The sequence below is a fragment of the Streptomyces sp. NPDC012888 genome, from assembly GCF_042900645.1.
Taxonomy (GTDB): Bacteria; Actinomycetota; Actinomycetes; order Streptomycetales; family Streptomycetaceae; genus Streptomyces.
In genome coordinates this window covers 248,918-267,546 of the sequence record NZ_JBIBBM010000008.1, presented here as the reverse complement: position 1 = coordinate 267,546, position 18,629 = coordinate 248,918, and the positions used below count along the sequence as shown (strand labels likewise).

Genomic DNA, 18,629 nt, shown 5'->3' with positions numbered 1-18,629 from the left:
GCGCGGGACCGGGCCGGGGAACGCCGAAGGCCCGGAGACTCTCGGTCTCCGGGCCTTCGTCCGGGTGGGCGATACTGGGTTCGAACCAGTGACCTCTTCGGTGTGAACGAAGCGCTCTCCCACTGAGCTAATCGCCCGGGCGCACCGCAAACATTACCGCATGTCAGCGGTGCTGCCGACCACCGTCCGGCACAGGGCGCGGCGGGCGGCGCTCACTGGTCCGGGAGGTCCCACGGCATGGTCATGCCGTACTTCCACAGGTAGAACCCGAGCAGGGTGCCCGCGATCACCAGGCCCGCCGTGGTCAGGATGATGTTGCGGCGGCGGACCTTGGGGTCGAGGGCCTTCTTGGCGGCCTCGGTGACCTTGCGCTTGGTCCAGCGCAGCACCAGCTGGGCCCAGACGAACTCGGTGGCCCAGATCGCCATGCCGGCGAAGATGATCACCCAGCCGGGGCCCGGCAGGGGCAGCAGCACGATGCCCGTGCCGACGACGGCGAGGCCGACGACGAACACGCCGACCTGCCAGCTGAGGTGGAGGGTCCTGCGCGCCTTGATGAAGTCGGGCGCCCGCGAGCCGAGCGGCGGCTCCGCGTCGGGCGTTCCGGTGGTCTTGCCTTCGTCACTCCCCGTATCCATGCGCTCGAATCTACCGGAGCCGGAAGCACACCGGAATCGCCGTTTGGATCCGCCGTCCGAGGGACCCGAAGGTCCGCAAAACGGTCAGAGGGGTTTACAACGGCACCGTAGGTGGCATGTCGATTTCGCCGACGTGCGAATCCCCGAGCGCACACTGAGCGAAAGGCCCTGGCGCTTATGAACACCACGGTCAGCTGCGAGCTGCACCTGCGCCTCGTTGTGTCGAGCGAGTCCTCACTGCCTGTTCCCGCGGGCCTGCGGTATGACACGGCCGACCCCTACGCCGTGCACGCCACCTTCCACACCGGCGCCGAGGAGACGGTCGAGTGGGTCTTCGCCCGCGACCTCCTCGCGGAGGGCCTGCACCGGCCCACCGGTACCGGAGACGTCCGGGTCTGGCCGTCCCGAAGCCACGGCCAGGGCGTCGTCTGCATCGCCCTGAGCTCCCCGGAGGGGGAAGCGCTGCTCGAAGCCCCCGCCCGGGCGCTGGAGTCCTTCCTGAAGCGGACGGACGCCGCGGTTCCACCAGGGACCGAGCATCGGCACTTCGACCTCGACAAGGAGCTCTCCCACATCCTGGCTGAAAGCTGACTGCGTCCGACCGGACCGGCCCAGCCCAGCCCGACCACCGCTCGACACCGTCCGACTCGGGGCGACGGTGCGAGTCGGACCGCCCCCGCACAGTTGCGCACCGGCGCTGTTCCCGTGGAAACCGTCCACGGGAACAGCGCCGGTGCGATTTTCCGGCGAAGCGCTAGAGTCGGCCACGTGCAGATTCCTCACGACACCCGCCGGGCCCTCGACGTGGTCGTCGCCCTGGTGAACACCGCTCCCGAGTCCGACCAGCCGGACGGGCTGCCGGACCTGGGCGCCCTGCGGGCGTTCGTGAACGAGCATTCCATCAGCGACGTCGGCGAGCTCGGGGCCCGCGACCTCGCCGGGGTGCGGACGGTGCGGGGGAAGTTCTCGCAGGTGTTCTCCGCGCGGAACCCGCGGGCGGCCGCCGTGCTGATCAACGAGCTGGTGGCGACGGCCGGCACCACTCCGCAGCTGACCGACCACGACGGCTACGACTGGCACGTGCACTACTTCGCGCCGGGCGCCTCGGTGGGCGACCACCTGGCGGCGGACGGCGGCATGGCGCTGGCGTTCATCGTGGTCTCGGGCGAGCAGGAACGGTTGCGCCGCTGCGAGGCGCCGGACTGCCGGCGCGCCTTCGTCGACCTCTCCCGGAACCGGTCCCGCCGCTACTGCGACAGCCGGACCTGCGGGAACCGGCTGCACGTGGCCGCGTACCGGGCCCGGCGCAAGGAAGCGGCCGAGTAGGGCCGTCTGGCCACGGCCCGGTTCACAGCAGGAACAGGTCGTGCACGGCGGCGAGCAGCAGCAGGGTCCCGATCACCGCCAGGAAGATCATCAGTGGCGGCTGGGAGAGCGCGAACAGGCACCCGCGGGGTTCCTCGGCGGCGGCGGGGACGGACAACCGCCCGGGCGGCTCGCCCTGTGATGTGTCGAGCATGTCGCGCCGATGATGGCGCAGCCGCCCACCCCCCTCCCCTCAACACGCCCGTGTTCGCTCGGTAGTTCGCGAAACACCGCACTTCCTGACCGGCGTCCGTCCGAGCCGGACCGGCCCGTGATCACCTGCGATCGGCGGGCCGGTGCGCCGCGCGACGGTCAGATCCCGTGCTTCTTCAGGATCGCCTCGATGTCGGAGAAGTCGTCCTCCGCGGCGGCCCGGCCCCGGGGCTTCGCCGGGGGCCGCGGGTCCGAGGCGGTCGGAGCGACCGCCCGGGGCTGCGGGGCACCCTTCGCCACCGCCTCGGGGGCCTTCCCGCCGCGGCCACGGCCGCGGCGCTCCACGGCACGGGTGGTGAGCAGCAGCAGCCAGGCCAGGCCGAGCAGGCCGAGGCCGGCCCAGACGGCCGGGTCGAAGACGACCCCGGACAGCCACTCCACCGCGCCGGTCAGGACCAGGCCGACGGGCACGAGGGAGTAGGCGGCGATCCGGGTCGCGGCGAGGAACCGCCGCCGGTACGCCGTGATCGCGGCGATGCCCAGGCCCGCCGCGGACACCGCGGAGCAGATGGTCTCGGCAAGCATGCGGTCCTCCAGACCTGTACGGTTCGTCGCCTCCATCCTGCACCGGCGGCGGGCGGCGCGGCCACGGTGCGGCGGTCCGCGGGGCGGATCTCCGGGAGATCTCGGGGTCGTGCCTCCTCCCCCGGGCGGGCTGGGAGACTGTCCCCATGACCCATTCCGTCGTTCTCGAAGTCTGGTGCGAACTCCAGTGCCCGGACTGCCACACCGCCCTCGACGACGTGCGCGCCCTGCGCGCCCGTTACGGGGACCGGCTGGACATCGTTCTGCGCCACTTCCCGCTGGAGAAGCACAAGCACGCCTTCGCGGCCGCTCAGGCCGCCGAGGAGGCGGCGGAGCAGGGCCGCGGCTGGGACTTCGCCGAGGCCGTCCTGGCCCGGACCGCGGAGCTGGGCGAGCGCGGCGAGGCGCTGCTGCTCGACGTGGCCCGCGAGCTGTCGCTGGACGCCGAGGAGCTGGACACCGCGCTGATCGACGGCCGGCACATCCTGGTCGTGGACGCCGACCAGGCCGAGGGCAAGGCCATCGGCGTGACCGGCACCCCGACCTACGTGATCGGCGGGGAGCGGCTGGACGGCGGCAAGTCCCAGGAGGGCCTGCGCGCCCGCGTCGAGGAGATCGCCGACCGGCTGCTGGCCGCCGACCGGGGCTGACGGACGTGCCTAGAGGAGGTCCTTCGCGCAGTTGAGGAAGGTGGAGCGGTAGCCGAGCGAGTCGTAGAGGCGGCGCGCCGGGGTGTTGCCCGCGAAGACCTGGAGGCCCAGGTTCCGTGAGCCGGCGGCGAGCGCGGTGCGCTCGGCCAGCAGCATCAGGCTCCGGCCGTGGCCCCGGCCGCGGTGCGGGGCCGCCACCTCGACGTCGAAGACGTACGCGCCGCCGTCCTTGTGGGCCAGCCACAGGTTGCCGACCCGTTCGCCGTCCGCCTCCAGCACCAGCAGGTCGGCGCCCGGGGTGTGCAGGCCCCGGGGCAGCGACTGGGCGTGGTCGGCCAGGGACTTGGCCCGGGCGGCCTCGGCGGGCATGCCGCGGCTGCGCCAGTCCTCGGCGTACCCCTCGATCGCCCGCTCCAGCCAGGTGCCGTACTCGGCCTCCGTCATCGGGCGGGCCTGCGTCCCGGCGGGAAGGGCCGGCGGTTCGGCCGGGAGTTCCTTGACCATGTTCCGGCTGTTCTCGACGTAGCCGAGGGCGGTCGCCAGCCGGAGCGCGGCGGCCGCGTCGGCCGGCACGCGGATCCTGACCCGGCGGCAGTCCCAGGAGCGCAACACCTCCTCGGCCGCCAGCGCGGCCACCGTGCCGCGGCCACGGCGCCGGTCCCGCTCGTCGATCACGAGGTCGCGGATCTCGCCGACGTACGGCCCGAAGGGCGTGTCGTTGGCGAGCAGCAGCGAGCCGACCCGACGGCTGTTGACGCGGACCTCGTACGGGCGGGAGCGCGCGCCCGCGCCGTTCTCCTGGGGCGGCCCGCTCGGCCGCAGGGTGGTGGTCATCAGGGATGTTCTACCCACCCCGCGGCGGCACGTCAGCCCCTTTTACGGGTCGAGGTCTGCCCCGGAGCGCTCGTCGAAGATCCGCGCCGCCTCGGCGGTGACCGGGCCGGGCGTGGCCCCGCCCAGTTCCCGCCCGTCGATCCGGTGGACGGCCTGCACGTCGCGGAGGGTGGAGGTCAGGAAGATCTCCTCGGCCTCGTCCAGGGCGGACATCGGCAGGTCGGTCTCCTTGGCGCCGGCCCACTCCACGACGAGCTCCCGGGTGATGCCGGCCAGGCAGCCCGAGGACACCGGCGGGGTGTGCAGCTCGCCGTCCAGGACGACGAAGACGTTCGAACCGGTGCCCTCGCAGAGCCGTCCGACGGTGTTGCCGAACAGCGCCTCGGAGGCCCCCGACCGGTGCGCCTGCGCCAGCGCGACCACGTTCTCGGCGTACGAGGTGGACTTCAGCCCGGCGATGGCGCTGCGCTCGTTCCGCACCCAGGGGACGGTGATCACGGCGGTGGTGTCCGGGCGCCGGGTGGTCTCGCCGAGCGCGACGACCAGGGTGGGGCCCTCCTCGCCGCGGTCGGAGCCGAGCGGCGAGAGGCCGCCCGTGTAGGTGACGCGGAGCCGGCCGAGCGGCACCGGGTTCGCCTCCAGCACGGCCGCGCAGGCCCGCCGCACCTCGTCGTGGTCGGGGTCGGGCAGGCCGAGGCCGCGCGCCGACCGGGTCAGCCGTTCCAGGTGCCGGGTCAGGGCGAACGCCTTGCCGTCCTGCGCCTTCAGCGTCTCGAAGACGCCGTCCCCCACCGTCAGCCCGTGATCGAACACGGACACCACCGCGCTGTCGGTGTCCCGCAGCGCTCCGTCGAGCCAGATCCTCACCGTACGGTCCCTCCACTCGCCTCGTACGTACCCGACGCTACCGCGAGCAGCCGGGCCGCCTTGAGTTCGGTCTCCGCCCATTCGCGTTCGGGGTCTGAGCCCCAGGTGATGCCGGCGCCGGTGCCGAACAGCAGGCGCGGGCCGCCGGGACCGCGGCGGTCGATCCAGAAGGTGCGGATGCCGACGGCGAGCTCGGCGGTGCCGCGGTCGGCGTCCACCCAGCCGATGCCGCCGCAGTAGGGGCCGCGCGGGGCGGTCTCCAGGGCCTCGATGATCCGCAGGGCGGAGGACTTGGGGGCGCCCGTGACGGAGCCGGGCGGGAAGGTGGCGGCGAGCAGCTCGGGCCAGCCGGCTCCGGCGGCGAGTTCGCCGCTGACCGTGGAGACCAGGTGGACCAGGCCCGGGTGCTCCTCGATGGCGCACAGCTCGGGGACGGTGACGGAGCCGGTGGTGCAGACGCGGCCGAGGTCGTTGCGGACCAGGTCGACGATCATGACGTTCTCGGCGTGGTCCTTCTCCAGCAGGTCGTCGGCGGTGCGGCCGGTCCCCTTGATCGGGCCGGACTCGACGTACCGGCCGGAGCGGCGGAGGTAGAGCTCCGGGGAGGCGGTGGCGATCTCGACGCCGTGCGCCGGGAGCCGAATCGTTCCTGCATAGGGGGCCGGGTTGCCTCGCGCCAGCCGCGCGGTCAGCGCGTCCACGTCGGCGGTCTCCGGCCGCGGCAGTGGCGCGGACAGCACGCGGCACAGGTTGGCCTGGTAGACCTCCCCCGCCGCGATGTGCTCGCGGATGCGCCGCACTCCGGAGACGTAGCCGGACCGGTCGAGCGAGGAGGTCCAGTCCTCGGCGGCCGGGCCCAGCCAGGCACCGGGGGCGGGGGCCGGGACCGGGTCCGGGCGTACGTCGCCGAAACGGGCGCAGGTCAGCCGCCCCTCGAAGTCTGCCGCGACCGCCCAGAACCCGGTGGAGTCGAGGGCGGCGGGGTCGTGGGTGACGTCGCGGAGGTCGGTCGCGAGGAGGCCGCCGAAGCGGGCCATGGGCTGCAGGTCTTGCACGGCTGTGAGTCTAGGGCCGGTGTCCGAAAGGCGCCGGTGAGCGGCGGGAGGAGGCGGCCTCCGCGGTGACGGCCGTGTGACCTGTGGTGATCGAGCGGCAGCACGCTGCGGAAACGCGTTTTTGAGCTGGCCCGGGAATCCGCTAGAGTTCAACACGTCGCCGGGGAGCGAAGGAAAACAACCCCAAGCAACACGGCGACATGCGGACGTGGCTCAGTTGGTAGAGCATCACCTTGCCAAGGTGAGGGTCGCGAGTTCGAATCTCGTCGTCCGCTCGATGTGGGGGATCATCCCGAACCCCTGCATTCACTCCTGGTGGAGTGGCCGAGAGGCGAGGCAACGGCCTGCAAAGCCGTCTACACGGGTTCAAATCCCGTCTCCACCTCCAAGGACGATTAGCTCAGCGGGAGAGCGCTTCCCTGACACGGAAGAGGTCACTGGTTCAATCCCAGTATCGTCCACTGGGACCCCCGGGTCCCGGATCCACGGATCCGCCCGCGCGATTAGCTCAGCGGGAGAGCGCTTCCCTGACACGGAAGAGGTCACTGGTTCAATCCCAGTATCGCGCACGCAGTACGCGGCACCCTGGCGCTTCCGGCGTCGGCGGTGGCTCGTGCACCCGCGCGATTAGCTCAGCGGGAGAGCGCTTCCCTGACACGGAAGAGGTCACTGGTTCAATCCCAGTATCGCGCACCACCCGACAAGCCCCGGCCGTCTCCACGGCCGGGGCTTTCGCGTTCCCCCGGGTCAGGAGGAGAAGAGCATCCGGCCGAAGCCGCGGTGGCCGTGGCCGTGGCCGTGGTGGCCGTGGTGCTGCGGGGCGCCCCAGGCGGGCGCGGGAGCGGCGTGCTGCGCCGGGTAGGCGGGCGGCGCCGGCGGCGGCGGGACCTGGCCGTACTGGCTCTCCAGACGGGTCAGGGCCTCCAGCTCTCCGTAGTCCAGGAAGATGCCGCGGCAGCCGCTGCACTGCTCGATCTGGACACCGCTGCGGTTGTACGTGTGCATCATCGCGTGACACTTCGGGCACTGCATGATCGGCTCACTCCTCGCCGTGGGACGTCGTCACCGGAAAGATGCCCGGCGACATGACGCTCACCCTACGACGGAGGTACCGGCTCCAACTCCGCTGGTCATGTAGCTATTCGGCCACAAGTGTCGGTCATCGCCCTTTCCACGTCGTCGAGTCCGCGGCCCTCTTCGGCCGCCTTGGCCACGGCGGTCGCGGCGGTCTGCACGGTCAAGGCCCGGGCGGCCGCCTCCAGTTCCGGCCACGGGTCGGTGCCGGGCGGGCCCGCGGCGGGGCCCCCGGACGCGCGGTAGGCGTCGAGGAAGCGCAGCCAGACGGCGGGGTCGAGGAGGCCCGCGGCGTACCAGGCGGCGGGCCGGGCCAGGTCCCAGGCCGGCGCCCCGACGCCGAGGTCGTCGACGTCGATCAGCCGCCAGCCGGCCGGGACGCGCACCAGCTGGCCCAGGTGCAGGTCGCCGTGGCAGAGGGTGCGGGACGGCGGGGGCGGCGCCTGGTCCCTCGCCCAGGCGGGCAGGGTACGGGCTGCGGCGCGCACCGCGGCGGCGGCGCGTGCGTCGGCGCCGGGCCCGGCGGCCGCCATGCGCTCCAGCGCACGGGCCAGCTTGGCGGGGCCGCGCATCGGGGGGACGGGGCCGGGCATGCGGTCCAGCGGCGTCCGGTGCAGGGCGGCGAGCAGGCGTGCGGCGGCCTCCCAGGGGGCGTCCCCGGGGCGCTCCGGATCGACGGGCGCCCCGTACGGCCAGAGGGTTGCGGGACGGCCGAGCAGCTCGGCGGCGGCCGGGCGCAGCGGGGGCAGCAGCACGGTGGACAGCGCGGGGCTGGCGGCGACGGCCAGGCGGGCGGCGAGTGCGGCGCGGGCGGTGTCGTGGGCGTGGGCCTTGGCGACGACATCGCCGACGCGGACGACCGTGCCGTCGGGGCGGTCGGCGAGGACGCGGGGTGGGGCGGGGCGGGGGGCCGGGACGGTGCCCTGCGCCAGCGCGGCCAGCGCGCGGGTCAGCCCAGCGTCCACGTCACGTCCCCCTCCAGCCGCCCCTCGCCCGGCCCGCCGATCCTACGGCCCTCCCCCGACCCGGCGGACCGCCCGGCTCCGGACGGGGGCGGGCGGGCGCGGTCGGGCTCGGCGGGCGCGGGGTGTGGGGCGGCGCCCCACGTGGCCGGCGGAGCCCCGGCCGGACCCGCTCAAACACCGCTCGGGCTGGAGGTGCCCCGCCGGGACTTGGTCGCGCGGCAACACCCCGCCGAGCCACTCCAGCCCTGCCGGCGCACCCGACCCCGCCGGCCCATCCCGCCTCGCCGGGCCACTCCAGTCTCGCCGGCGATTGAGGCGCGGGGTGTGGGGCGGCGCCCCACGAGGGCGCGCGGAGCCCCCGCCGGGCCCGCTCAAACGCCGCTCGGGCTGCAAGGCCCGCCCGGACTTGGTCGCGCGGGCAACGCCCCCGCCGAGCCATTTCAGCCTCGCCGGCGATTGAGGCGCGGGGTGTGGGGCGGCGCCCCACGTGGCCGGGCGGAGCCCCCGCCGGGGCTGGGAGGCCCGCCCGGACTTGGTCGCGCGGGCAACGCCCCCGCCGGGCCGCTCCAGCCCCGCCGCCGATTGGGGCGGGCGGGGCTGGGGGACGGGCAAAGGGTGCTGGCCCGGGCGACTCCCCAGTCGCACGGGCCAGCACCCTTTACCTGCCGTCCGCCGTCCCCCGTCCCCACGGGGTTGACGGGCCGTGTCCCAAGCCCGGGCCGCTCTCCCGGACCCGGGGCGCCGCTCAGCGCCCCAGCAACGCACCCACGGACGACGCCTGTGTCACCACCTGTTCCCAGCCGCCGAAGAGGACGACCAGGAGGGTGGCGAGGGGGATGACCATGGCCGCGGCCACCAGCGGGTGCCGCTTGCCGGACGCGGGCTGGTGCGCGTTGAACGCGAACGCCTTACGTCCCGGCCCTGCGATGTGCGCCATGGTCCTCTCCCTTGGTTTCGGCAGCGGCGGGTGAGTGACCTCGGGGGACGAGATGGCCACCCGCCGCTTGACCACAACAGTAGGAGCGCGGGGCGGCCGAGTCCTCATGCCTCCGTACCCTTTGGCGGGCCTCCAGGAGGATGACAGGGCACCTGCCGGTGTACTCCCCTGGGTGGAGACGGCGCGGCCGGTCTGCGGGTCTTCCCGGAGGGGAGACCCCCGAACCCGGTACCGGCTGACCACTCCGGGTGACTTCGATCACTTCGGCGCAGGCGCCGCGGACCGCCCGCCGCGCCCCGCCGTCCCGCCCGGTCGGGCGCCGCGCCGCGCGCCGGGGGCGTGCGCCCGGCGTCCACCGCGAGCCCGCCCGCGCCGCCGTTCTCCGCCAATCCCCGCTGTGCGGTGGATCTTTGGCGGGTGCGCGCGCCGCGGAGGGCGTACCGACCCGTGCGTCTGAGCACCCCTCAAGTGGCCCCGCCCGTACTGACGATCGAATCTCCTGATGAGGGCGCGGCCTCTGAGCGCGCGTGGCGGATGGTCCGTAAGCTGTGCCACGTCAACAGGACGACCGGTCAGTCAGCGGGGTGGACATGGCGATGATGCGGCTCCGGCGCGAGGACCCGCGTGTCGTCGGCTCGTTCAGGCTGCACCGGCGGCTCGGTGCCGGCGGCATGGGCGTGGTCTACCTGGGTTCGGACCGGCGCGGCCAGCGGGTCGCGCTCAAGGTCATCCGGCCCGACCTGGCCGAGGACCAGGAGTTCCGGTCGCGGTTCGCCCGCGAGGTGTCCGCAGCCCGGCGGATCCGGGGCGGCTGTACCGCCCGGCTGGTCGCGGCCGACCTGGAGGCCGAGCGTCCCTGGTTCGCCACCCAGTACGTGCCCGGGCCCTCGCTGCACGACCGGGTCGCCGAGGAGGGGCCGCTGACCGCCGCGCAGATCGCGGCGGTGGGTGCCGCCCTGTCGGAGGGTCTGGTGGCGGTCCACGAGGCCGGTGTGGTGCACCGGGACCTCAAGCCGTCGAACATCCTGCTGTCCCCCAAGGGGCCGCGGATCATCGACTTCGGCATCGCCTGGGCCACCGGCGCCAGCACCCTCACCCACGTCGGCACCGCCGTCGGCTCCCCCGGCTTCCTGGCACCCGAGCAGGTGCGCGGCGCGGCCGTCACCCCTGCCACCGACGTGTTCGCGCTGGGCGCCACCCTCGCGTACGCGGCGACCGCCGACTCCCCCTTCGGACACGGCAGTTCCGAGGTGATGCTGTACCGCGTGGTGCACGAGGAGCCGCAGCTGCACGGGGTGCCCGACTCCCTGGCACCGCTGGTGCGCGCCTGCCTCGCCAAGGACCCGGAGGACCGGCCGAGCACCCTCCAGCTGTCGATGCGGCTCAAGGAGATCGCCGCCCGCGAGGCCCAGGGCCTGAACGACGGGCGGCCTCCGGTCCAGCGGGCCCGGCAGGCGGACCGGCCGACCGGCCGGCTGCCCGAGGCCTACGCCGAACAGCGCACCGAGCGGCGGTCGGCCGCCACTCCGGCGCCGCGTCCGCAGGGCGGCCCGAACTCCCGGCCCTCGTCACCGCGGAACCAGGGCTCCGGCTCCGGCCCCGCCTCCCGCCCGACGGCGGGCCGCACCGGCAGCCGGCCCGGGGGGCGTCCGGGGGCCCGTCCGGCGGCGCGCACCACGGGGGCGGGGCGCAGGCCCGGGCGTCCGGCGGACCCGCGGCTGCTGCGGCAGCGGCTCATCGTGTTCGTCGTGGTGACGCTGGTCGTGGCGCTGGGCATCGCGGCGGCGCAGAAGCTCTGATCTCTTCCCCCCCGGTCCCGGCCCGGCCCGGGCCGGGTGGGGTGGGGTGGGTCAGGCGGGGTCCTGGCTGCCCTGGCCCTGGCCTTGTCCCTGTCCCTGGCCCTCTCCTGGTCCCTGGCCCGGGCCCGCGACCGCGTAGAAGGCGACGGCCGCGGCCGCGCCCACGTTCAGCGAGTCCACGCCGTGCGCCATGGGGATGCGCACCCACTCGTCGGCGGCGACCAGCGCCTGCGTGGACAGGCCGTCGCCCTCGGCCCCCAGCATCAGCGCCACCCGCTCCAGGGTGTGCGGTGCGGCGACGTCGATCGGCGAGGCCTTCTCGTGCGGGGTGAGCGCGAGCAGCTTGAACCCGGCCTCGCGGACCGTGTCCAGGCCCTTGGGCCAGCTCTCCAGGCGGGCGTACGGCACGGAGAACACCGCGCCCATGGAGACCTTGACGGAGCGTCGGTAGAGCGGGTCCGCGCAGTCCGGGGACAGCAGGACGGCGTCCATGCCCAGGGCCGCGGCGCTGCGGAAGATGGCACCGATGTTGGTGTGGTCGTTGACCGCCTCCATGACCACCACGCGACGGGCGCCGGCGAGCAGCTCCTGGGCGGTGGGCAGCGGCTTGCGCTGCATGGAGGCGAGGGCACCGCGGTGCACGTGGTAGCCGGTGACGCGCTCGGCGAGCTCCGGGCTCACCGCGTACACGGGAGCCGGGAGCTCGTCGATGACGTCGCGCATGACGTCGACCCACTTGGCGGACAGCAGCATCGAGCGCATCTCGTACCCGGCGTCCTTGGCCCGTCTGATGACCTTCTCGCCCTCGGCGATGAACAGGCCCTCGGCGGGTTCGCGGCGGCGCCGGAGTTCGACGTCGGTCAGGCCCGTGTAGTCGCGCAGGCGCGGGTCGTCGGGGTCCTCGACGGTGATGAGATCAGCCACAGGGTGATACTGCCTTGTCCTGGGTGTGGTGCCAACGGTCGGTCAGTTGCCGGCGGGGGCCGGCGGGTGGACCGCCACGACGTCACCGATGACGATGACGGCGGGCGGGCGGACCTCCTCGGCGAGGACGACCTCGCCGACGGTGGCGAGGGTGGCGTCCACGCGGCGCTGCGCGGCGGTGGTGCCCTCCTGGACGACGGCGACCGGGGTGCCGGCCGGCTTGCCGTGCTTGACCAGGGCGGCGGCGATGGCGCCGATCTTGTCCACGCCCATGAGGATCACCAGGGTGCCGGTGAGGCGGGCGAGGGACTCCCAGTCGACGAGCGAGCGCGGGTCGTCGGGGCCGACGTGGCCGCTGACGACGGTGAACTCGTGGGCCACGCCCCGGTGGGTGACGGGGATGCCGACGGCGCCCGGCACGGAGATGGAGCTGGAGATGCCCGGCACCACGGTGCAGGGGATGCCGGCCTCGGCGAGCGCCTGGAGCTCCTCCATGCCGCGGCCGAAGACGTACGGGTCGCCGCCCTTGAGGCGGACCACGGCCTTCCCGGCGCGGGCGTGCTCGACGAGGGCGTTGTTGATGGCCTCCTGCGCCATGAACCGGCCGTACGGGATCTTCGCCGCGTCGATGACCTCGACGTGCGGCGGGAGTTCGGCGAGGAGGTCGCGGGGGCCGAGCCGGTCGGCGATGACCACGTCGGCCTGGGCGAGCAGGCGGCGGCCGCGGACCGTGATCAGGTCCGGGTCGCCGGGGCCGCCGCCGACGAGGGCGACGCGGGGGGTGCCGGCGGGGTTGCGGTGCGCGGGGGCGGTGAGGGAACCGTCGCGCAGGCCCTCGACGATGGCGTCGCGGACGGCGGCGGAGCGGCGCGGGTCGTTGCCGGTCAGCACGGCGACGGTGACGCCCTCACTGCGGCCGGTGGCGGGGGTCCAGGCGGTGGCGGCGGAGGCGTCGTCGGCGCGGACGCACCAGACGCGCTCGCGCTCGGCCTCGGCGGAGGCGCGTTCGTTGACCTCGCGGTGCTGGGTGGCGATCAGCGCGTACCAGGCGTCGGCGAGGTCGCCGTCCTGGTAGCGGCGGCGCTCCCAGCGGATCTCGCCGGCCTCGGCCATGGCGTCCACGGAGGGGGTGGCGGAGGGGGAGATCAGCAGGACGTCGGCGCCGGCCGCGACGAGGGCGGGGAGGCGGCGCTGGGCGACCTGACCGCCGCCGATGACGACGACGCGGCGACCGGCGAGGCGGAGCCCTACGGGGTAGGCGGGGGTGTCGGCCATGGCTGGGCGGCTCCTGAGGGCGGCGGTGTGTCTCTGTCGTGCCGCTGCGTCGCTGGAGCGGCCTTGTCCGGGGTGACGTGCGGTTTCACGCCGTGCGGGTCCACGATACGGCCCCGGGGGGCGGGGGGTGCCGACTGGGGGGCGAGGGGCCTTTGGCTCCGCCGGCGCTCGAGGCGCGGGGGGCGGGGCGGTGCGCATCTGACCGGGCAGAGCCCTGGCCCGGCCCGCTCAAGCGCCGCTCGGGCTTGATATGCCCCGCCCGGGCGCGGCTGCGCGGGCAGCGCTTCCGCCGGGCCACTCCAGCCCGGCCGGCAGGTTCAGCCCCGCCGGCCCAAGCCTCGCCGCCGATTGAGGCGCGGGGTGTGGGGCGGCGCCCCACGTGGCCGGGCGGAGCTCCCGCCGGGCCCGCTCAAACGCCGCTCGGGCTGGATTGGCCCGCCCGGACCCGGCTGCGCGGGCAACGCCCCCGCCGGGCCACTCCAGCCCGGCCGGCAGGTTCAGCCCCGCCGGCCCATTCAGCCTCGCCGCCGATTGAGGCGCGGGGTGTGGGGCGGCGCCCCACGTGGCCCGGCGGAGCTCCCGCCGGGCCCGCTCAAACGCCGCTCGGGCTGGGAGGTCCGCCCGGACCCGGCTGCGCGGGCAATGCCCTCGCCGGGTCATCCCAGCCTCGCCGGCGATTGAGGCGCGGGGTGTGGGGCGGCGCCCCACGTGGCCGGGCGGAGCTCCCCGGGGCCCGCTCGAGCGCCGCTCGGGCTGGGGGGTCCGCCCGGACCCGGGCGCGCGGGCAGCGCCCGCGCCGCGGCTACTTTTCCGTGACGCCCGCGGAGTCGAACGTCGCCACCTCGTGCATCGCCCGCGCCGCGCTCTGGACCAGCGGCAGGGCCAGGAGGGCGCCCGTGCCCTCGCCCAGGCGGAGGTCCAGGTCCACCAGGGGCCGCAGGCCCAGCTTGTTCAGGGCCGCCACGTGCCCCGGCTCCGCGCTGCGGTGGCCCGCGATGCACGCCGAGAGGGATTCCGGGGCGATGGCTCGGGCCACCAGGGCGGCCGCGCCCGCGCTGACGCCGTCCAGGATGACCGGTGTACGGAGCGAGGCCGCGCCCAGGATCAGGCCGACGATCGCCGCGTGCTCCAGGCCTCCCATGGCGGCCAGGACGCCGATGGGGTCCTCCGGGTCGGGGCGGTGGAGTTCCAGCGCGCGCCGGACCACGTCCACCTTGCGCGCGTGGGTCTCGTCGTTGATGCCCGTGCCGCGGCCGGTGACCTCCGCGGCGTCCACCCCGGTGAAGACCGAGATCAGCGCCGCCGACGGAGTCGTGTTGGCGATGCCCATCTCTCCTGTAAGGAGGGCCTTGTTGCCGGCCGCGACCAGGTCGCGGGCCGTCTCGATGCCCACCTCGATCGCCGCGACGGCCTCCTCGCGGGACATCGCCGGGCCGACGGCCAGGTCGGCGGTGCCCGGACGGACCTTGCGCGGGAGCAGGCCCGGGGTGGCGGGGAGGTCCCCGGCGACGCCCACGTCGATCACGCAGACCTCGGCCCCGACCTGGTTGGCGAACGCGTTGCACACCGCGCCACCGCCCAGGAAGTTCGCCACCATCTGCGAGGTGACCTCCTGCGGCCAGGGGGTGACGCCCTGGGCGTGGACGCCGTGGTCGCCCGCGAAGATCGCGACCGCCGCCGGCTCCGGGATCGGCGGCGGGCAGACCCGGGACAGGCCGGCCAGCTGCGCCGAGATGATCTCCAGCATGCCGAGCGCGCCGGCGGGCTTCGTCATCCGCTTCTGGCGTTCCCAGGCCTCGCCGAGCGCCTTGGCGTCCAGCGGGCGGATGCCGGCCACGGTCTCGGCGAGCAGGTCGTGCGGCTCCTCGCCGGGCAGCGCGCGGCGGCCGTACGTCTCCTCGTGCACCACCCAGGACAGGGGGCGCCGCTTGGACCAGCCGGCCTGCATCAGCTCCGGCTCGTCGGGGAACTCGTCGACGTAGCCGACGCAGAGGTAGGCGACGACCTCGAGGTGCTCCGGCAGGCCGAGGGCGCGGACCATCTCGCGCTCGTCGAAGAAGGAGACCCAGCCGACGCCGAGGCCTTCGGCACGGGCGGCGAGCCACAGGTTCTCGACGGCGAGGGCGGAGGAGTACGGGGCCATCTGCGGCTGGGTGTGCCGGCCCAGGGTGTGGCGGCCGCCCCGCGTGGGGTCGGCGGTCACCACGATGTTCACCGGGGTGTCGAGGATGGCCTCGATCTTCATTTCCTTGAACTGCTTGGCCCGGCCCTTGGGGAGGGACTTGGCGTAGGCCTCGCGCTGCCGCTGGGCCAGCTCGTGCATGGTCCGCCGGGTATCGGCGGAACGGATGACGACGAAGTCCCAGGGCTGGGAGTGGCCCACGCTCGGGGCGGTGTGCGCGGCCTCGAGGACGCGCAGCAGCACCTCGTGCGGGATCGGGTCGGTGCGGAAGCCGTTGCGGATGTCGCGGCGTTCGCGCATGACGCGGAGGATGGCCTCGCGCTCGGCGTCGGCGTAGCCGGGGGCCGGCTCGCCCGGGGAGGGGACGACCGGCTCGGGCGCGGCCGCCTCGGCGGTCTCGGCGGGGTGGGCGGCCTCGGCTGCCTCCGGCTGCTGGGCTGGCTCCTCGGCGGGGGCCGCGGCGGCCGCGGGGGCGGCCGGAGGCGCGAAGACGAAGTCGTCCTCGGTGGACGGCTCGGAGGGGGCGGTGGACGCGGCCACCGGCTGCTCGGCCGCCGGCTCTTCGGCCACGGGCTGCTCGGCCACCGGATGCTCCGCTACCGGCTGCTCCGCTACGGGGTCCTCGGCGGGGGCCGGGGCGCCCGGCAGCGGCCCGCCGGCCACGAGTACGTCGGCCAGCGCGGCCGGCGGCGCGGCGGCGGGGACGGTGACGGGGGCGACGGCCTCGGCGGCCGGAGCGGCCTGCGGCTCCGCGTGCTGGCGGGCGGGCTCGGCGGGGGCGGCCGCCGGCTCGGGCTCGGCCGGGACCGGCGCGACGGGCGGCTCGGCGGCCGGGGCCTCGGCCACGGGCTGCACGGGCTGCTCGGCGGTGACGGGCTGCTCCGGCGCCGCCTCGACGGGCTCGGCCGGCGCGTTGACCGGCTCGGCCGCGGGCACGGTCTCCGGGGCGGGCACGACGCCGTCCAGCGCGACCGGTCCGCCGGTCTCCGCGAGGGCCTCGGGCTGCGGCTGGGCCGGGGCGGGCTCCGCCGCGGGCGCGGCGAGCTGGTCCGGCTGCGGCTCGGCCGGGCCGGTGAAGAACTCGGCGGCCGCGGCGGGCTGCTGCTCGGCCGGCTCGGGGGTGTAGGGGACGGCCTGCGCGAGCAGCCCGGCCTCGGCGGGCCCGGGCTGCTCCGCCGCGGCCTGCACCACCGTTTCTGCGGCCGCCTCCACGGGCTCGGGCGCGGGCACGGGCTCGGGCGCGGGCACGGACTCGGGTGCGGCGACCGCCACGGGCTGCTGTTCCGCCACCGCCACCGCCACGGCCTCGGACTGCGGCTGCTGCGGCTGCTGCTGTGCCCAGGGCGCGCCGGCCTGCACCGGGATGTCGAGGTACTCGGGGCCGGGCTGCTGCACCGGGCCGCGGTCGGCGAGGGACCGCACGAGGCCGGCGGAGGCGTCGGGCACCGGCGGGCCCATGTGCAGGGGGCGGCGGGCGGGCGGGGCCACGGGCGCGGCCGGGGCGGGTGCCGGGGCGGCGGGCGGCGGGACCCGGAGTCCGCCGAGGTCCAGCGAGCCGGAGTCGCGGCCGCCGGCCTCGTGCGCGCCGTCGGCGTACGCCGGTTCGGCGTACGCGGGTTCGGCGTACGCGGACTCCGTGTAGGCGGGTTCGGCGTAGCCCTCGACCGGGTAGGACGGGACCGGGGGCACCAGCTGCGGGTCGCTCCAGCTGCCCTGCCCGCTGGGCATCAGCAGCAGTTCGTCCTCGTCCTCGCCGGGGTTGTCCGCGAGGTCCTGGAAGGCGTAGCCGCCCGGTGCCGGGACCGGCGCGGGGATGCCGTGCTGATCCACCATGCCCGCCTCGTCCGGAAGGCCCTCGCCCGGAACCTGGCCGGTGTCGGTCATGCGTACCCCTCGCCCATCGGTTGTGCTTCTCCCTGGCCCGGCGGTGCCGTGCGGCGGCGGGACAGCTCGTGTGCCGCCGCCGACGACAACCACTAAGCATTGTCGCGTCCGTTCGCCTCCGTGGCGGCCATTACCGACCGGGTCAGCTGTGGACTGCGCCACGTCCTCCGCGCCGGGGTTCGGATGGGCCCGGGCAGTACGACGATCGGCCAGCCTACCCCGGGTGGCGGCGTCAGCGGGGCGCGGGGCGCTCGGCGGCGAGCAGGAAGACCACGGAGCGGTCCAGTTCCTCCCAGGTGCGGGTGTCCAGGCCGACGGACTGGAGCAGGGCGCAGTCGACGGTGTAGCCGCGGCCGGCGAGGGTGCGGCCGAGGGCTTCCGCTTCGTCGCGCGTGGAGGCGTGGGTGACGATCCGTTCGGGGCGGCGTTCGGCGCAGGCCTCGACGACCGGGACGCCGCCGCCGGCGACGCGTACGACGTCGGGTTCGGGGAGGTTCTCCAGGACGTGCGGGGCGCGGCCGTGGACGGTCTGGAGCTGTACTCCGCGGTTGCGGGCGGCGGTGGTTGTGCGTTCGCAAGCGCCGGGGTCGGCGTCGACGGCGATGACGGCGGCGCCGAAGGCGGCGGCGTCCGCGGCGAAGGCTCCGGAGCCGGAGCCGATGTCCCAGACGAGGTCGCCGGGGCGGGGGCCGAGCCGGGCCAGCTGGGCGGCGCGGAGCTGCGGGGACTCGCCTTCGCCGGTGCGCGGGCCGGGGTGGGCCCAGCCGCGGGGTGCGCTGCCGGGGGTGCCGCCGAGGAGCCAGCCGGCGTCGGTGGCGGGGTGTCCGGCGCCGCCGATGACGATGACGACGTTGGGGTCGCGCCAGCTGTGGTCGGCGGCCTTGTCGGAGGTGAGGACGGTCACCTGTTCGCGGTCGGTGCCGAGTTCCTCGCAGATGACGAAGGTGCGGTGCACGCCTTCGAGGAGGAGGGCGAGTTCGGCGGGTCCGGCGCCGGGCGAGGTGAGGACGGCGACCTTGGGGTGGGCCCGGCAGACGTTGACGGCGCGGCGCAGGGTTCGGCGCTGGGCGACGACGACCTGGGCGTCGTCCCAGGGCATGCCGGCGCGGGCGAAGGCGGCGGCGACGGAGGACACGGCGGGGACGACTTCCACTTCGAGGCCGTGTTCGGGGGCGCGGAGGGTGCGTACGACGCCGAAGAAGCCGGGGTCGCCGTCGGCGAGGACGACGGCCGTGCCGCGGTGGGCGGCGATGCGGCGGGCGGCCAGGCCGAGGCTGCCGAGGCGGATGCGTTCGGCGGCGGGCGGGATCTCGGGGAGGGCGAGGTGGTGCGCGGCGCCGGCCACCAGGGTGGCGGCGGAGAGGGCGGACCTGGCGGCGGCGGTGAGGGGCGAGCCGTCCCAGCCGATCACCGTGACCCGGTCGGCCATCGTCGTCAGTCTC

Annotated in this window: 17 protein-coding genes and 6 tRNA genes; 9 read left to right on the top strand and 14 right to left on the bottom strand. The window is 75.2% G+C overall.

Annotation, left to right across the window (positions count from 1 at the left end; translation table 11 throughout):
• Positions 1-65: 65 nt before the first annotated feature.
• Positions 66-137: transfer RNA gene (locus ACFY61_RS17125), tRNA-Val, on the bottom strand.
• A 75-nt stretch (positions 138-212) separates the two neighbouring features.
• The gene (locus ACFY61_RS17120; RefSeq protein WP_389472607.1) at positions 213-638 is read right to left on the bottom strand and encodes a TIGR02611 family protein; all 426 of its coding nucleotides are present in this window, start codon (positions 636-638) and stop codon (positions 213-215) included.
• Between the two features lie 177 nt (positions 639-815).
• Between ACFY61_RS17120 and ACFY61_RS17115 the strand changes: the two genes are divergently transcribed.
• The gene (locus tag ACFY61_RS17115) at positions 816-1,229 is read left to right on the top strand and encodes an SsgA family sporulation/cell division regulator (RefSeq protein WP_030011909.1); all 414 of its coding nucleotides are present in this window, start codon (positions 816-818) and stop codon (positions 1,227-1,229) included.
• 177 nt (positions 1,230-1,406) lie between these two features.
• The gene (locus ACFY61_RS17110) at positions 1,407-1,964 is read left to right on the top strand and encodes a CGNR zinc finger domain-containing protein (protein WP_389472606.1); all 558 of its coding nucleotides are present in this window, start codon (positions 1,407-1,409) and stop codon (positions 1,962-1,964) included.
• Positions 1,965-1,986: 22 nt separating this feature from the next.
• Here the strand turns inward: ACFY61_RS17110 and ACFY61_RS17105 are convergent, their stop codons facing one another.
• Together ACFY61_RS17105 and ACFY61_RS17100 are read right to left on the bottom strand one after the other, a co-directional pair.
• The gene (locus ACFY61_RS17105; protein WP_389472603.1) at positions 1,987-2,157 is read right to left on the bottom strand and encodes a hypothetical protein; all 171 of its coding nucleotides are present in this window, start codon (positions 2,155-2,157) and stop codon (positions 1,987-1,989) included.
• A 158-nt stretch (positions 2,158-2,315) separates the two neighbouring features.
• Complete coding sequence (locus tag ACFY61_RS17100; protein ID WP_389472601.1) at positions 2,316-2,741, bottom strand: hypothetical protein; 426 nt, start codon at positions 2,739-2,741, stop codon at positions 2,316-2,318.
• 146 nt (positions 2,742-2,887) lie between these two features.
• Between ACFY61_RS17100 and ACFY61_RS17095 the strand changes: the two genes are divergently transcribed.
• Complete coding sequence (locus tag ACFY61_RS17095) at positions 2,888-3,391, top strand: DsbA family protein (protein ID WP_389472598.1); 504 nt, start codon at positions 2,888-2,890, stop codon at positions 3,389-3,391.
• A 9-nt stretch (positions 3,392-3,400) separates the two neighbouring features.
• Here ACFY61_RS17095 and ACFY61_RS17090 read toward each other — a convergent pair whose 3' ends face one another.
• Genes ACFY61_RS17090 through ACFY61_RS17080 form a run of 3 tightly spaced genes read right to left on the bottom strand, consistent with a single transcriptional unit; the run spans position 3,401 to position 6,147 of the window.
• Positions 3,401-4,225 (bottom strand): GNAT family N-acetyltransferase, encoded by an 825-nt coding sequence (locus tag ACFY61_RS17090; RefSeq protein ID WP_389472595.1) that lies wholly within the window; start codon positions 4,223-4,225, stop codon positions 3,401-3,403.
• A gap of 42 nt (positions 4,226-4,267) precedes the next feature.
• Entirely contained in the window at positions 4,268-5,092 is an 825-nt protein-coding gene (locus ACFY61_RS17085; protein WP_389472593.1) for an aminotransferase class IV, read from the bottom strand.
• Positions 5,089-6,147 carry a chorismate-binding protein gene (locus ACFY61_RS17080; protein ID WP_389472590.1) on the bottom strand — a complete coding sequence of 353 codons (1,059 nt, stop codon included), beginning with the start codon at positions 6,145-6,147 and terminating at the stop codon, positions 5,089-5,091. Before ACFY61_RS17080 ends, ACFY61_RS17085 begins: the two co-directional genes overlap by 4 nt.
• A 202-nt stretch (positions 6,148-6,349) precedes the next feature.
• On the opposite strand from ACFY61_RS17080, the gene ACFY61_RS17075 reads away from it, so the two are divergent.
• The 5 genes from ACFY61_RS17075 (at position 6,350) to ACFY61_RS17055 (ending at position 6,843) form a co-directional block, all read left to right on the top strand.
• Positions 6,350-6,422, top strand: a tRNA-Gly gene (locus tag ACFY61_RS17075).
• Positions 6,423-6,461: 39 nt separating this feature from the next.
• Positions 6,462-6,535 (top strand) — tRNA-Cys (locus ACFY61_RS17070).
• Between the two features lies 1 nt (position 6,536).
• Positions 6,537-6,608: transfer RNA gene (locus tag ACFY61_RS17065), tRNA-Val, on the top strand.
• A gap of 36 nt (positions 6,609-6,644) precedes the next feature.
• A tRNA-Val gene (locus ACFY61_RS17060) sits at positions 6,645-6,716 on the top strand.
• A 52-nt stretch (positions 6,717-6,768) separates the two neighbouring features.
• Positions 6,769-6,843, top strand: a tRNA-Val gene (locus ACFY61_RS17055).
• Between the two features lie 51 nt (positions 6,844-6,894).
• Here ACFY61_RS17055 and ACFY61_RS17050 read toward each other — a convergent pair.
• From ACFY61_RS17050 to ACFY61_RS17040, 3 genes are all read right to left on the bottom strand, one after another.
• Complete coding sequence (locus ACFY61_RS17050) at positions 6,895-7,179, bottom strand: zf-TFIIB domain-containing protein (RefSeq protein WP_389472587.1); 285 nt, start codon at positions 7,177-7,179, stop codon at positions 6,895-6,897.
• A 98-nt stretch (positions 7,180-7,277) separates the two neighbouring features.
• Positions 7,278-8,186 carry a phosphotransferase family protein gene (locus ACFY61_RS17045; protein ID WP_389472585.1) on the bottom strand — a complete coding sequence of 303 codons (909 nt, stop codon included), beginning with the start codon at positions 8,184-8,186 and terminating at the stop codon, positions 7,278-7,280.
• 745 nt (positions 8,187-8,931) lie between these two features.
• A complete protein-coding gene (locus ACFY61_RS17040; protein ID WP_389472583.1) occupies positions 8,932-9,123 on the bottom strand; it encodes a hypothetical protein in 192 nt (63 codons plus the stop codon).
• 590 nt (positions 9,124-9,713) lie between these two features.
• On the opposite strand from ACFY61_RS17040, the gene ACFY61_RS17035 reads away from it, so the two are divergent.
• Positions 9,714-10,922 (top strand): protein kinase, encoded by a 1,209-nt coding sequence (locus ACFY61_RS17035; RefSeq protein WP_389472740.1) that lies wholly within the window; start codon positions 9,714-9,716, stop codon positions 10,920-10,922.
• Between the two features lie 51 nt (positions 10,923-10,973).
• Here the strand turns inward: ACFY61_RS17035 and ACFY61_RS17030 are convergent, their stop codons facing one another.
• The 4 genes from ACFY61_RS17030 to cbiE all read right to left on the bottom strand — a co-directional run bounded on the left by ACFY61_RS17030 (position 10,974) and on the right by cbiE (position 18,616).
• The gene (locus tag ACFY61_RS17030) at positions 10,974-11,846 is read right to left on the bottom strand and encodes a TrmH family RNA methyltransferase (protein ID WP_389472580.1); all 873 of its coding nucleotides are present in this window, start codon (positions 11,844-11,846) and stop codon (positions 10,974-10,976) included.
• Between the two features lie 42 nt (positions 11,847-11,888).
• Positions 11,889-13,121 carry a uroporphyrinogen-III C-methyltransferase gene (cobA, locus tag ACFY61_RS17025; RefSeq protein ID WP_389472577.1) on the bottom strand — a complete coding sequence of 411 codons (1,233 nt, stop codon included), beginning with the start codon at positions 13,119-13,121 and terminating at the stop codon, positions 11,889-11,891.
• Positions 13,122-13,923: 802 nt separating this feature from the next.
• Positions 13,924-17,187 (bottom strand): nicotinate-nucleotide--dimethylbenzimidazole phosphoribosyltransferase, encoded by a 3,264-nt coding sequence (gene cobT / locus ACFY61_RS17020; protein ID WP_389472575.1) that lies wholly within the window; start codon positions 17,185-17,187, stop codon positions 13,924-13,926.
• A 232-nt stretch (positions 17,188-17,419) separates the two neighbouring features.
• Positions 17,420-18,616 carry a precorrin-6y C5,15-methyltransferase (decarboxylating) subunit CbiE gene (gene cbiE / locus ACFY61_RS17015; protein ID WP_389472572.1) on the bottom strand — a complete coding sequence of 399 codons (1,197 nt, stop codon included), beginning with the start codon at positions 18,614-18,616 and terminating at the stop codon, positions 17,420-17,422.
• Between the last annotated feature and the right edge of the window lie 13 nt (positions 18,617-18,629).